The 12615-nt window shown below is 69.7% G+C and carries 12 protein-coding genes; 7 read left to right on the forward strand and 5 right to left on the reverse strand.

The genetic code is table 11. The features are described from left to right. Nucleotides 1-143 precede the first annotated feature (143 nt). On the reverse strand, nucleotides 144-287 hold the full coding sequence (locus ACIBL3_RS46805) for a GPGG-motif small membrane protein (protein ID WP_165949278.1): 144 nt from the start codon (nucleotides 285-287) through the stop codon (nucleotides 144-146). A 154-nt stretch (nucleotides 288-441) separates the two neighbouring features. Here ACIBL3_RS46805 and ACIBL3_RS46810 point away from each other — a divergent pair, with 154 nt between their 5' ends. Both ACIBL3_RS46810 and ACIBL3_RS46815 read left to right on the forward strand, forming a co-directional pair. Then, entirely contained in the window at nucleotides 442-1167 is a 726-nt protein-coding gene (locus tag ACIBL3_RS46810; RefSeq protein ID WP_396360544.1) for an NIPSNAP family protein, read from the forward strand. 173 nt (nucleotides 1168-1340) lie between these two features. Continuing rightward, entirely contained in the window at nucleotides 1341-2273 is a 933-nt protein-coding gene (locus ACIBL3_RS46815) for a serine protein kinase RIO (protein ID WP_396360545.1), read from the forward strand. 150 nt (nucleotides 2274-2423) lie between these two features. On the opposite strand, the gene ACIBL3_RS46820 is transcribed toward ACIBL3_RS46815, so the two are convergent. Both ACIBL3_RS46820 and ACIBL3_RS46825 read right to left on the reverse strand, forming a co-directional pair. Then, complete coding sequence (locus ACIBL3_RS46820; RefSeq protein ID WP_396360546.1) at nucleotides 2424-3587, reverse strand: tannase/feruloyl esterase family alpha/beta hydrolase; 1164 nt, start codon at nucleotides 3585-3587, stop codon at nucleotides 2424-2426. Between the two features lie 75 nt (nucleotides 3588-3662). Further along, a complete protein-coding gene (locus tag ACIBL3_RS46825; RefSeq protein WP_396360547.1) occupies nucleotides 3663-5318 on the reverse strand; it encodes an FAD-binding dehydrogenase in 1656 nt (551 codons plus the stop codon). A gap of 68 nt (nucleotides 5319-5386) precedes the next feature. Between ACIBL3_RS46825 and ACIBL3_RS46830 the strand changes: the two genes are divergently transcribed. Both ACIBL3_RS46830 and ACIBL3_RS46835 read left to right on the forward strand, forming a co-directional pair. Continuing rightward, a complete protein-coding gene (locus ACIBL3_RS46830; protein WP_396360548.1) occupies nucleotides 5387-7273 on the forward strand; it encodes a DUF5107 domain-containing protein in 1887 nt (628 codons plus the stop codon). Nucleotides 7274-7422: 149 nt separating this feature from the next. Continuing rightward, entirely contained in the window at nucleotides 7423-7830 is a 408-nt protein-coding gene (locus tag ACIBL3_RS46835) for a DUF3592 domain-containing protein (protein ID WP_396360549.1), read from the forward strand. Between the two features lie 62 nt (nucleotides 7831-7892). On the opposite strand, the gene ACIBL3_RS46840 is transcribed toward ACIBL3_RS46835, so the two are convergent. After that, nucleotides 7893-8510, reverse strand: a complete 618-nt coding sequence (locus tag ACIBL3_RS46840; RefSeq protein WP_396360550.1) for a TetR/AcrR family transcriptional regulator — start codon at nucleotides 8508-8510, stop codon at nucleotides 7893-7895. A 122-nt stretch (nucleotides 8511-8632) separates the two neighbouring features. Here ACIBL3_RS46840 and ACIBL3_RS46845 point away from each other — a divergent pair, with 122 nt between their 5' ends. Beyond that, a complete protein-coding gene (locus tag ACIBL3_RS46845; RefSeq protein ID WP_396360551.1) occupies nucleotides 8633-9805 on the forward strand; it encodes a phosphatidylinositol-specific phospholipase C1-like protein in 1173 nt (390 codons plus the stop codon). 7 nt (nucleotides 9806-9812) lie between these two features. Then, a complete protein-coding gene (locus ACIBL3_RS46850; RefSeq protein ID WP_396360552.1) occupies nucleotides 9813-10253 on the forward strand; it encodes an OsmC family protein in 441 nt (146 codons plus the stop codon). Between the two features lie 397 nt (nucleotides 10254-10650). Here the strand turns inward: ACIBL3_RS46850 and ACIBL3_RS46855 are convergent, their stop codons facing one another. After that, nucleotides 10651-11805: an aromatic acid exporter family protein gene (locus ACIBL3_RS46855; protein ID WP_396360553.1), complete on the reverse strand. Its 1155-nt coding sequence runs from the start codon at nucleotides 11803-11805 to the stop codon at nucleotides 10651-10653. Nucleotides 11806-11954: 149 nt separating this feature from the next. Between ACIBL3_RS46855 and ACIBL3_RS46860 the strand changes: the two genes are divergently transcribed. Beyond that, a complete protein-coding gene (locus ACIBL3_RS46860) occupies nucleotides 11955-12458 on the forward strand; it encodes a DUF5709 domain-containing protein (protein WP_396360554.1) in 504 nt (167 codons plus the stop codon). The last annotated feature ends 157 nt before the right edge of the window (nucleotides 12459-12615 follow it).

The following is a 12615-nucleotide window of genomic DNA, read 5'->3' on the forward strand; positions in this document are numbered from 1 at the left end:
GGGGGGCCCCCCCCCCCCTATTAACGGGGCGGGGGGGGGGGGGGCGCCCCCGGGGGGGGGGGCGGGCGGCGCGCCCGGGGGCGCCCCCCCCGGGGGGGGGGGGGGGGGCCCACGACGATTCGGGGTGGTGTTGCGGGTGGTGGTCAGGTGAAGATGCTGACACCACCAGGACCGACCAGCAGGCCGATCACGATCAGGGCGGCGCCCCACAGCAACTGGCCGCGGACAAGAGAGACGATCCCGGCAATGACGAGGATCGCCGCGATGATCCACAGGATGAGACCCATGGTCCTTCCAATCTCTAGGGCCGGGTGGCTACCCGGCGGCTGAACTCCCCGTGCTGCACCACCAGTGCCCACCGCGCAAACGGCGAATCGCTGACATGCACTGGCAGGTATCCCTGCTTGACTGGCCGTGGCCGAAACCAGGAGGAGGAGTCAGATGGAGGAGTGCTGCGCAGTCGTCGACCTGCGCCAGTACACGCTGCACCCGGGACAGCGCGACGCGCTGATCGAGGTGTTCGACGAGCATCTCGTCGAGGGGCAGGAAGCGACCGGGATGCACATCGTGGGCCAGTTCCGCGATCTCGACGAACCGGACCGGTTTGTCTGGATCCGCGGCTTCGCGGACCTGCCGTCGCGGGCGGAGGCGCTGACGACGTTCTACACCGGGCCGGTCTGGCGCGCGCACGCCGGCGCCGCGAACGCGACGATGATCGACTCCGACAACGCCCTGCTGTTGCAGCCGGTGGAATTGGGCGACGGATACCCACGGCTCGACTCGCCGCGGGCGCCCGTTGGTGCGACCGCCGTACCCGGGTCGGTCGTTGCGGGGGCGGTGTACCACCGCGGTTCGCCGGACGACGGGTTCGTCGAGTTCTTCGCCGATCACGCCGTGCCGGTGCTGACCGAGACCGGAGCCGAGCCGGTCGCGGTGTTCGAGACCTTGGTTGCCGAGAACAACTTTCCGCCGCTGCCGCTGCGGGACGAGGTGGTGCTGGCCTGGTTCGCCCGGTTCGACGACGACGCGGCGTACGACGAGCATCGCCGGCAGCTCGCGGCGTCGCCGGCGTGGCAGCAGAAGGTGCTGCCGGAGCTCGTCCGGCGGTCCGTGCAGCCGGCCCAGGAGCTGCGGCTGCGGCCGACCCGCCGGTCGCAGTTCACATAGGTTGCGCGGCGTCGCGGCTTAAATAGGTTGCGAGGTCGGGGAGGGGCCCGGCATTCTGAATCGACCCGTGCGGCGGCGAGCGCTGCCTGGACCTAAGGAGGGCTGACGGATGGCCATCACTGTGCTGCGGCATGTCCGCGTCAGTCCCACCTCACCGTTCAGGAGCACCCCGGATGTCTTCCGACGTCTTTCGCACCGATTCACAATTCTCTGACTTCACCGACCTCGACTCCCGCTGGGCCGAACTCACCAGTGACGAGTCCCAACCCGATCCGGCCGACGCCTTCGTCTTCCAGTTCCATGCGGTCGACGAGAAGCTCGGCGCGGATCAGCGCTGGTCCACCTGGCTGGACGTCGAGCGCGGTTCTCGCGGACCTGATCCCCGCCCGGACTGGGTGGTGACGGAACAGGCCGCGATCGACACCGAGCTCGGCGTCCTCAAAACCGGTAAGGAAGCCGACGTCTTCCTGGTCGAGCGGGCCGTCGAAGCCATCGGCGACAACCCCGCCCGGTCCTCACTGCTGGCCGCGAAGCGCTACCGCACCGAGGAACACCGGTCCTTCCACCGCAGCACGGCGTATGTCGAAGGGCGCCGTACTCGCAACAGCCGCGACACCCGCGCGATGGCCAAGAAGACCCAACACGGTCGCAGCGTCGCCGCGGGGCAGTGGGCGTATGCCGAGTGGGATGCACTGTGCCGGTTGTGGAAGGCCGGCGTGCCGGTGCCGTACCCGGTGCAGGTGGACGGCACCGAGTTGCTGATGGAGTTCATCGACGACGGTGAGGGTGGAGCCGCGCCACGGCTCGCCCAGGTCCGGCCGCCGAAGGACCTGCTCGGTCAGTACTTCGAGCAGGTCCGGCACGGGATGCGCGAGTTGGCCAGGGCGGGGTTGGCCCACGGCGACCTGTCGCCGTACAACGTGCTGGCCCAGGGCGACCGGATCGTGATGATCGATCTGCCCCAGGTGATCGACATCGTCGGCAACCCGAAGGGGATGGACTTCCTGCTCCGGGACTGCCACAACATGGCGACCTGGTTCACCAACCGCGGGCTGGAGATCGACGAACAGGAACTGTTCGCAGACCTGCTCACGATGGTGTTCTAGGCCGTGGCTGATGGTCCCCCGCCTACTGCGCGGCACTCGGCACGGCACCTCGCCGCACTGGCCCGAAGGCCACGATGCTCCGCATCGAGACCTCCGCTCCAGCGCGCCGATGCACCGCACCGAGCACCTGCTCGCTACGGCGCGGGACCATCAGCCACGGCCGATCGCCTTCTGGAACAGGGGAACCAGCGGTACCAGCCGGTCGGGGTAGGCGTCGACGAGGCCGTCGACGTGGTTGCCTGCCTCGACCCGCTGGTACGTGTGCAGGCCGGTCCGGCGCGCCAGCTTCGCGTAGACGTCGGAGTCCTGGGTGATCGGCAGCAGGCTGTCGTACGTCCCGTGGATGGTGACGAGCGGCCGGCGGATCTTCCCGGTCAGCGCGATGCGTGCGACCGCCTGGTGTGCCTGCGGCCTGGTGGCGTAGTCGTAGTCGGCCTCGCTGCCGGTGTACGTCGGGTCGAGCTCGGCGGCGTAGATGCGCTGGGTCAGCTTCCAGTAGACCGAGTAGTGGAAGTCCCAGAGGAAGTCCGACCGCGGATCGAAGCCTGCCTTCGCGATCAGCTCCGGCGATTGTTGCTCATAGCCCCTGATCGCCGGCGGCAGGAACGTGAAGAGGTTGGGGCCGTTCACCGTCCACAGCGTGCCTTCGAGGTCGACGCCGCGGGTGAAGAGCTCCGGGTGGTTCTCGAGCTGCCATCTGACCAGGTAGCCGCCGTTGGAGATCCCGGCGGCAACCACCTCGCGCGCGGGCTTCCCGTAGTACTTGGTCACGGTGGCCCGGGCGGCCCTCGCCAGTTGGGTCGTCCGCAGGTTCCACTCGACGATGGCGTCACCAGGCCGCACGCCGTCGGTGTAGAACGCCGCGCCGGTGTTTCCCTTGTCGGTCGCCGCGTAGGCGTAGCCCAGGGACAGCACGTAGTCCGAGATCGACTTGTCGTTCGCGTACTGCGCTCGCACACCAGGCGACCCGGAGACGACCAGGCCGCCGTTCCAGTTCTCAGGCAGCCGGACCACGAACTGCGAGTCGTGGTTCCAGCCGTGGTTGGCGTTGGTGTGTGACGAGTCCGGGAAGTAGCCGTCGATCTGGACACCGGGGACGGGCCCTGGGGTCTGGAGACCGGAGTGCGTGAGCCCGGCGTAGTCGGCCGGGTTGGTGTGGCCGGACGCCACGGTGCCGGTTGTGGTCAGGTCGTCGAGGCGCGCGAGTTGCTGGTACTCGGCACCCGGGACCTGGACCGGTCGGTGGGCGTCGGCCGGCAAGGTCAGACCGGACGACAGCAGGACGGCGGCTGAGAAGAACGCGAGGCGGCGCATGGCGTCACGCTAGAAGCCCCTGTCACGACCAGACAGAGGGTCCGAGCACACAACCACACGCCTCTTGGTGGTCCGTTACGACACAGCCTTGGCTGCTGCGCGTCCCGCCGTACGGCCGGTGAAGAGGCAGCCGCCGACGAACGTGCCCTCGAGCGAGCGGTAGCCGTGGATACCGCCACCGCCGAAGCCGGCCACCTCACCGGCCGCGTAGACGCCGGGCAGCGGCTCGCCGTCGGCTCGGAGGACTCGCGACTCCAGATCCGTCTGCAGACCGCCGAGCGACTTCCGGGTCAGGATGTTCAGCCGTACGGCGATCAGCGGGCCGGCCTTGGGGTCGAGGATCCGGTGCGGTGACGCGACCCGGATGAGCTTGTCGCCGCGGTAGTTCCGGGCCCCGCGCAACGCGGTGATCTGCAGGTCCTTGGTGAACGTGTTGGTGAGCTCCCGGTCCCGGGCGACGATCTGGCGCTCCAGGTCGTCCAGGTCGATCAGCTTGTCCCCGGTCAGGTCGTTCATCGCGCGGACCAGGTCGGGCAGGTTGCCGCGGACGATGAAGTCGGCGCCCTTGTCCATGAACGCCTGGACCGGTGCGGTCGGCCCGCCGCGGGCCCGGCCGAGCACGCCGCGGATGTCCTTGCCGGTCAGGTCCGGGTTCTGCTCCTGGCCGGAGAGCGCGAACTCCTTCTCGATGATCTTCTGGGTGAGCACGAACCAGGTGTAGTCGTACCCGGTCCGCATGATGTGCTCGAGGGTGCCCAGGGTGTCGAAGCCGGGGAACAGCGGCACCGGCAGTCGCTTGCCGGTGGCATCGAACCAGAGCGACGACGGGCCGGGCAGGATCCGGATCCCGTGCATCGGCCAGATCGGGTCCCAGTTCTGGATGCCCTCGGTGTAGTGCCACATCCGGTCCCGGTTCACGTACCGGCCGCCGGCCTGCTCGGTGATCGCCAGCATCCGGCCGTCCACGTACGCCGGGACCCCGGAGATCATCCGCTTCGGCGGCTCACCCATCCGCTTCGGCCACTGCGACCGGACCAGGTCGTGGTTGCCGCCGATCCCGCCCGACGTCACGATCACCGCCTGCGCGGTGAGGCTGAAGTCACCGACCTCGGTCCGCGAACTGGCCACACCGCGGGCGACGTCGCTCGGCTCCAGGACCTTGCCCGCGACCCCGTCGACGACGCCGCCGGTGACGGTCAGCTCGTCCACCCGGTGCCGGAACCGGAACTCCACCAGACCCTTGTCGACCGCCTCCCGGACCCGTCGCTCGAACGGCGCGACCAGGCCCGGCCCGGTGCCCCAGGTGATGTGGAACCGCGGGACCGAGTTCCCGTGGCCGTCCGCGTTGTAGCCGCCGCGCTCGGCCCAGCCGACCACGGGGAAGAACCGCACCCCTTGGGCGTGCAGCCACGGCCGCTTCTCACCGGCCGCGAAGTCGACGTACGCCTCGGCCCACTGCCGGGCCCACTTGTCCTCGTCGTCCAGCCGGTCGAACCCGGCCGACCCGAGCCAGTCCTGCAGCGCGAGGTCGCGCGAGTCCTTGATCCCCATCCGGCGCTGCTCGGGGGAGTTCACGAACAGCAGCCCGCCGAACGACCAGAACGCCTGCCCACCCAGCGAGGCCTCCGGCTCCTGGTCCAGCAGCAGCACTTTCCGCCCCGCATCGGCCAGTTCGGCGGTCGCGGCCAGCCCGGCCAGACCCGCCCCGACCACGATCACATCCGCGTCCATGGTGTCCATGTATAGCGGACCAGCGACACGGATGGACGGGCTTGTGCGGAATTGTGAGGATGAGACCTGTGACGATCCTTTCCGCGCAAGAGCTCGTACTGCCCGCCGCCTCTCTCGGCCCGGAGAACCCGCTCGCGCCGCTGCGCAGCCAACAGGAGCTCCACCAGGTCCAGAACCTCGGCGAACTCCCGGCCGACCTGCGCGAGAACATCCAGTACGGGCGACTGCACAGCCCCCTGCCGTGTTTGAACCAGAACGGGTACGACCGTTCGCTGGCCGACCGCGCGTTTCCCACGCTGGTGCTGGAGAACGACCACGTCTGCGCGACCGTGCTGCCCGGACTCGGCGGGCGGCTCTACTCGCTCGTCGACAAGGCGAGCGGCGACGAGTTGCTCTACCGCAATCCCGTCTTCCAGCCCGCGAACCTCGCGCTGCGCAACGCGTGGTGGGCCGGCGGCGTCGAGTGGAACGTCGGAAGCACCGGCCATTGGACCGGCACCTGCGCCCCGATGCACGCCGCCCGCGTCGAAGGTCCCGACGGTACGCCGGTCCTGCGGCTCTGGGAGCTGGAACGGACCAGGAACCTCGTCACCCAACTGGACTTCTGGCTCCCCGCCGGCTCGTCGTTCCTGTACGTCGGGGTCCGGCTGCAGAACCCGTCCGACGCCGAGGTCCCGGCGTACTGGTGGTCGAACATCGCGGTCGAGCAGTCCCCAGCTACCCGAGTCCTGGTCCCGGCCGACCAGGCCTGGCGCTTCGGCTATGGCAAGCGACTCGACCTGATCGACGTACCGCTGTACGAAGGCACCGACCTCACGTATCCGATGCGGCACGGCCGTGCGGTCGACTTCTTCTTCGAACCGCTGGCGGGCGAACAGCCGTGGATCGCGTCGCTGGACGGTGACGGCAACGGCCTGGCTCAGGCGTCGACCGAGCGACTGCAGGGCCGGAAGCTGTTCGTCTGGGGTGAAGGTACGGGGGGACGGCGGTGGCAGGAGTGGCTGTCACCAGGGCTGCAAGGACATGGCTACGCCGAGATCCAGGCCGGCCTTGCCCGGACTCAGATGGAGCACCTGAAGTTGCCTGCCGCAACGAGCTGGCATTGGCTCGAGGCTTATGGACGTCTATCCGTGGACCCCGCGACCGCGCATGCGGAGGACTGGGCGACCGCCCGGACCGCGGGCACCGCGGCACTGCGTCCGATGCTGGATCAGCTGCCGGAGCAGGAGAGCGCGTGGTTGACGGTCGTGGACGCGGCGCCGGTCGAGCGGCTCGCCGTCGGCTCAGGCTGGGGTGCGCTGGAGCTGGCCCGGACGGGGTGGACCGTCTCGGCAGGTACGCCGTTCGCGGCGGACACGGTGACGTCGCGGGAGCGCGCGTGGTTGCCCTTGCTCGACGGCCGGTTGCCGGCGGCGGACGCCGTACCGGATGGGACGCTGGTGAGCTGGAGAGAGCAGCTGGAGAAGGCTGAGGACAACTGGCTCGTCTGGTATCACCGGGGGGTCGCGCGGCATCACGCCGGGGACGTCGATGGGGCGGTGGATGCGTGGCGGCGGTCGGGCGACAACCCTTGGGCGCTGCGGAACCTCGGCTTCGTGACCGGGGACCTGTCGTACTACGAGCGGGCGGCCGAGCTGCTGCCGGACCTGGTCGAGTTGCAGGTCGAGGCGGTCGCTGCCGCGCTCGAAGCCGACGTACCGCGAGCCGGTCGGATGCTCGAGCGGATCCCGGCTGCGGTCGCGGACGACCCACGCATCAGGCTGCTGCGGATCCGGTACGCGCTGCTGACCGGCGTGCCTGAGACTGCGGCCGCGTTGCTGGCTGACGGCATCCAGTTGCCGACCGTTCGAGAGGGTGCGAACCCGCTCGCGGACCTGTGGGTGGAGACCGAGGAGGCGCTCGGCACGCGGCGGCCCGTGCCGTCGCAGTACCAGTTCGGGATGGGCGGTCTCTGACTTCTCAAAAACTTTGTCAGGACGTGGGAACCGACTCCCTCCAGGTGGCGTCTCACCGTTGTGCGGCAAGGGCCGCGCAAGGTGTCTCCCAGAGACACCGACCAACGACGACCGCGTCGCTCGCGGGCGGCGCGTCGGGGGTGAGTGCCATGTTGACGATCGTTGTGCTCGGTGGGTTCGGCCTGGTGCTGCTGGTCACGGCATGCATCGTGCTGGACGTGCTCGCCGGGCTCCGGCGGGACGAGATCCCTTCGGGCACGGAAGAGAAGACGGCCGGTCAGGTGATCCGGGTGCGTGGCCCGGTCCGCGGTCAGCTGGACGGCGGTGTGCCGACGGAGTACACCGAGGTCACCGTCGAGTACTGCACCCGCCGGGGTGAGGGACCGTTCGAGGTCTCCCGCCGGCTTCCGGTGGGCAGCAGGATTACTTACGCCAAGGGCGACCGGGTCATCGTCAGCTACGACGTCCGGAGCCCGCGCCGGGCCCGCATCGCCGGGCGTGTCAGCCACTGGCCCCAACTGGGGCCGCGCAACTCGGACCCTGTTCCACAGCCCTGACAGACGCTTTCAGCTAAGTCGCCCACCGCCCCCCTCGCCTCAGGCGAGGGATTTCGCACTTTTCAGGCCGGGAGGTGGGGGGCCAGCAGGTTGTAGAGGACTGGGCGGCCCTGGGACAGGACGTACTCGGCTTCGGGCGGATCCAGGCGGTCGGCGAGGTGGGCCAGGGCTTCGCCCATGGTGATGCTGAGGGTGACGGCCAGGCGGAACTCGTGGGTGTCGCGGGCGCCGAAGCGGGCGGTGAGCAGCTCGGCGAACTCGCCGGCGTGCTGGTCGTCGAACTCGCCGGGCTTGGTCTCCAGGTCCGGGTCGCCGAGCCCGCTCAGCACCACGGCCCGGAACCCGGGATCCGTCCGGTGCATCTCCCGGAACGTGTCCAGCGTGACGTCCACCGACTCCCGCCACGTCGTCACCGACCCCAGCCGCTCCCGCACCGCGTCGGTGTAGCGGGCCTGGTTCCGGCGCTCGATCGCCTGGATCAGGCTCCGCTTGTCCGGGAAGTACCGGTACACGCTGCCGACCGCGATCTCGGCCCGTTTCGCGATCCCGCTTGTCGACGCGGCGTCGTACCCGCGTTCGACCACCTCGGCGCAGGCCGCGTCCAGGATCCGCTCGACCTGCCGGCTGGCGCGGTCCTGGGTCGGTGTCCGGCGCAGTGGATACGCCCCCGATGTCACCATGTCGCTCATTGTCCATCTTCCGGGGGGACAACGTTGCCACCTCGATGTGACAGATTGCCGACAGATCGGCGTCAGCACCGACGGCCGATGTGGTGTCCGCCCAGAGGAGGGGAATTTCCGTCATGCGTATCAGCAGAACGGTGGTAGCCGGCCTGGCCTCCGCCGCGATCGCCGCGACCGGACTCGCCGGTACGGCGCTCACGCCAAAGACCAGCCCGCAGTCCGCACAGGAGGAGAACGGCTCTGGCGTGCGGCTGAACCAGCTCCAGATGATCGGCTCGCACAACTCCTACCACCGCGAGCTCAGCCCGGCCGAGCAGAAGGTCCAGCAGGCCCAGAACCCGGGCTCGGTCGACCTCTGGTACTCGCACGCCGCGATCCCGGCGCAGCTGGAGGACCAGAACATCCGGACCCTCGAGCTCGACCTGGTCCCGGACTCCGCGGCGGGCGGGCTGTACACGTACCCGCTGATCCGCAAGCTGACCGGGCAGGGACCGCTGACCGACCCGGTGATGTCCCAGCCCGGCATCAAGGTCATGCACATCCCGGACTTCGACTACAACGGCACCTGCAAGTCGCTGGTCGTCTGCCTGCGGCAGGTGAAGGCGTGGTCGGACCAGAACCCGGACCACGTGCCGATCACGATCAGCCTCGAGCTCAAGCAGTCCGACCCGAACGTGGTCGCGGCCGGCGGGGTGCAGTCGCCGCCGTGGGACGCGGCGAACCTGGACCGGGTCGACACCGAGATCCGCTCGGTCTTCGGCGAGAACGAGATCCTCACGCCGGACGACGTACGCAAGCCGGGTCTCACGCTCGAGCAGTCGGTGCTGACCAGGGGCTGGCCGAAGCTCGACTCGGTCCGCGGCCAGGTGCTGTTCTACTTCGACAACGGCGGCGCCGGCGCGATCCGGGACCTGTACCGGGCCGGCAAGCCGAACCTGGAGGGCCGGGCGGTCTTCACCCGCGGTCCCGAGGGCCAGCCGGACGCGGCGATCACGCAGGTGAACGACCCGCGCGGCGCCAACCAGGCCGAGATCCAGCGGCTGGTGTCGAAGGGGTACCTGATCCGGACCCGGTCCGACGAGCCGATGGCGACGATCCGGGAGAAGGACTTCAGCCGGGTCGGGATCGCGCTGGCCAGCGGCGCCCAGGTGGTCACCACCGACTTCCCGGTCGCCGGGATGGCGGCCCGCTACGACAGCGACTTCGTCGCGAAGCTGCCTGGGGACACCCCCGTACGATGCAATCCTGTGTCGGCGCCGACGTGGTGCCGCGGGAACGTCTCGGAGAGGTGAGCTGAGCATGTCGGAGCACGTGGTCGATGTCAGCTGGAGCCGTGGTGAGCACGAGTTCACCTACGACACCTACAACCGCGACCACGAGTGGCGCTTCGACGGCGGCATCACGGTGCCGGCTTCGGCCAACCCGACGTACCTGGGCAACCCGGGCCCGGTCGACCCGGAGGAGGCGTTCGTGGCCGCGCTGTCGTCGTGCCACATGCTGACCTTCCTGGCGATCGCGGCCCGCAAGCGCCTGGTCGTCGACGCGTACGACGACCACGCGGTCGGCGTGATGGCGAAGAACGAGGCCGGCCGGCTGGCGATCACGCAGGTGACCCTGCACCCGAAGATCGTCTGGGCCGGCCCGGAGCCGGACGCCGAGGCGCTCGAGCGGATGCACCACCGGGCGCACCTGGAGTGCTTCATCGCCAACTCGGTCACCACCGAGGTGACGGTGGCCTAGAGCAACAAAAAACCACCCGCCGGCCTGGCCTGAGCCTCGCGCAAGCGGCGTCAGGACTGCCGGCGGGTGGTTTTCGGTGCACCGCTGTGGCGGTGCACCACAGATCCGGCGGCGCCTCGCACGGGGCGCCTCTTGCGTTGTGCGGCATCCGCGCGGTCTGGCTCGGTGGGCAAGACCGTTCGGGTGCGCCGCCTGGATCCGTTCGTCCGGTACGCGCCTTACTGCTCGGCGGCGGCGTCGCTCCGGTCGTGTGTGGTCTCGGCGCCGGCCAGCGCGTCCTCGAGTTCACGGACCTGTTCGCTGGCCATCGAGGTCATCAGTCGGTGGATCGTCATGCCAGTGAGACGCACGAAGGCGCCGGGTATGACGGGAATTCAGCCCGGCTTTTTGATGTGACCTACTTCTCATCCAGCCCGTCGGGGCGCAGCGGGACCAGCGTGCGGGCTTCGTCGTACGTCGTACCGGTGAGCTCGAGCAGGTCGACGACGGTGGAGCGGATCTGGCCGAGTACGACGACCGCGGACAAGCCGGTCGGCAGCGGGAGTTGCGCCGTACGGCGGCCGAGCTCGCCCAGGACGCGATGGGCGGCGACATCGGCGTGCGGCTCGAAGAGGGACTCGGCGATCAGGCGGGTGCCGTCGGCGAGCCGCTCGAGCAGCACCGGGTACTCGGCGGGCATCTGCTCGTCCCGCCACACCGACACGGCGCAGCGCCGTACCAGTACCCTGATGTTCCGGATGGCCCGGTCCAGCGGTACGACGAGATCGGCGATCTGCTGGACGCGGCCGCGGTGCCGGCGACGGAACGGCGACAGCCGGACCACTGCGACGCCCTCGTCGGCCGCGCTGCGCAGGTCGTCCAGCATCGACTCGCTGTTCCGGGCGCGGCGGAGCGCGTCGGTGACGGCGGCCTCGTCCTTGGCCTCGAGGCCCTCGGCGGTCTCGGTCAGGATCCCGGCCAGCTCGTTCAGCACTCCGGAGGCTTGTTGCCTAGGGCGCCTGATTGCCGCGGCCGGGGCGATCGTCGCGGCCGCCAGCGCGACCAGGCCGCCGAGCACCGCGTCGATCCAGCGGCTGAAACCGGCGCCGGGGTTCGGCAGCAGGGTGGTGACGATCGCCGCCTGCACACCGGCCTGCGTGGTCATCAGGGTGCCGGCGCCGAGGAGTACGGCGACACTCATCGCCAGCGCGACCACGAAGACGATCTGCGGTACGCCGGTGCCGAAGAAGCGCACGAACAGGTCGCCGACCCCGACCCCGACCGCTACGCCGACCATCACCTCGGCCACCCGGCGCAACCGCTGGCCGAAGCTGAAGCCGAGACAGACCATCGCCGCGACCGGCGCGAAGAAAGGGGTCGGGTGGCCGACGACGTACCGGGCCAGGGCCCACGCGATGCCGGCGGCGAGCGCGCACTGGGAGATGAAGAACAGCCGGTCCCACCACCGGTCCACCCGGCGGCGGACCGACGCCCGGGAGCGGCGGGCGGCCTGCGGCGCGATGTCGTCCCGTAGCTCCCGCAACTGCTCCAGCGTCAGCCTGACCGGATCCACGGACCCCATTGTCCAGGCACGGGCGGCTCCGGCTTGATTCACCCGGCCGGGACGGACAGGGTGGTGGGCATGAGCGAGCGCAGCGAGCGAACAAGCAGCACAGCCGAGATCTCGGTCATGCCGGAGCCGAGCGCTAGCGAGGTGGAGGCATGAGCGAGAACAACCGCGAGGACTACGGCAGCTACAGCGTCGACGACGAGGACCAGCTGCAGGCGGAGGACACCCTGAACGACCGGGGTGTGGAGGATCTGCTGGACGAGGGGTACTCGCCGCCGGAGAAGTGGTCCGCGGGCGAAGGATTCGGCACGACGGCCGACGAGGCGCTGCAGGGCGAGTCGCTGGACCAGCGGATCGCGCAGGAGGAGCCGGACGTGGACCCGTACGCCGAGGGCGGCGAGGACGTCGGCGGCCCCGAGGTCGGCGTCGAACGCTCCGGCCGGCTGGTCGCCCCCGACGAGGGTGCCCACAGCGACGACGAGGACGAGCTGGTCGCCGAAGACGTCGGCTTCGCCGGCGCCGCCGCCTCCGCCGAAGAAGCCGCCGTCCACGTGGTCGACGACGACGAGAACTACGAACTCACCGACGACGACGAATCAGACCTCCCCTCCTACCGCGACGTAGACCTGGGCGACATCACCGACCTGGAGGACTGACCCCCTCCCTCCACTCGGCCGGCAGCCACCTGCAGGAGCTAGCGGTGGCTGCGGGTTAGCGGCAACGCCATTCGGTTAGCCGTCTGGCGTGTGGGGCAAGGGGCTGATCGCGATGTGGATGGTGGTTGGGTGGGTGCGGCGGTCGACGTCGCGGGCT

This window comes from Kribbella sp. NPDC050124, from assembly GCF_044460355.1.
In the GTDB taxonomy this organism is placed as follows: domain Bacteria; phylum Actinomycetota; class Actinomycetes; order Propionibacteriales; family Kribbellaceae; genus Kribbella.

Bases quoted from the DNA above. Each gene is read 5' to 3' on its own strand.
- ACIBL3_RS46805 (WP_165949278.1), bottom strand. From the start codon at position 287: ATGGGTCTCATCCTGTGGATCATCGCGGCGATCCTCGTCATTGCCGGG.
- ACIBL3_RS46810 (WP_396360544.1), top strand. From the start codon at position 442: ATGGAGGAGTGCTGCGCAGTCGTCGACCTGCGCCAGTACACGCTGCAC.
- ACIBL3_RS46815 (WP_396360545.1), top strand. From the start codon at position 1,341: ATGTCTTCCGACGTCTTTCGCACCGATTCACAATTCTCTGACTTCACC.
- ACIBL3_RS46820 (WP_396360546.1), bottom strand. From the start codon at position 3,587: ATGCGCCGCCTCGCGTTCTTCTCAGCCGCCGTCCTGCTGTCGTCCGGT.
- ACIBL3_RS46825 (WP_396360547.1), bottom strand. From the start codon at position 5,318: ATGGACGCGGATGTGATCGTGGTCGGGGCGGGTCTGGCCGGGCTGGCC.
- ACIBL3_RS46835 (WP_396360549.1), top strand. From the start codon at position 7,423: ATGTTGACGATCGTTGTGCTCGGTGGGTTCGGCCTGGTGCTGCTGGTC.
- ACIBL3_RS46840 (WP_396360550.1), bottom strand. From the start codon at position 8,510: ATGGTGACATCGGGGGCGTATCCACTGCGCCGGACACCGACCCAGGAC.
- ACIBL3_RS46845 (WP_396360551.1), top strand. From the start codon at position 8,633: ATGCGTATCAGCAGAACGGTGGTAGCCGGCCTGGCCTCCGCCGCGATC.
- ACIBL3_RS46850 (WP_396360552.1), top strand. From the start codon at position 9,813: ATGTCGGAGCACGTGGTCGATGTCAGCTGGAGCCGTGGTGAGCACGAG.
- ACIBL3_RS46860 (WP_396360554.1), top strand. From the start codon at position 11,955: ATGAGCGAGAACAACCGCGAGGACTACGGCAGCTACAGCGTCGACGAC.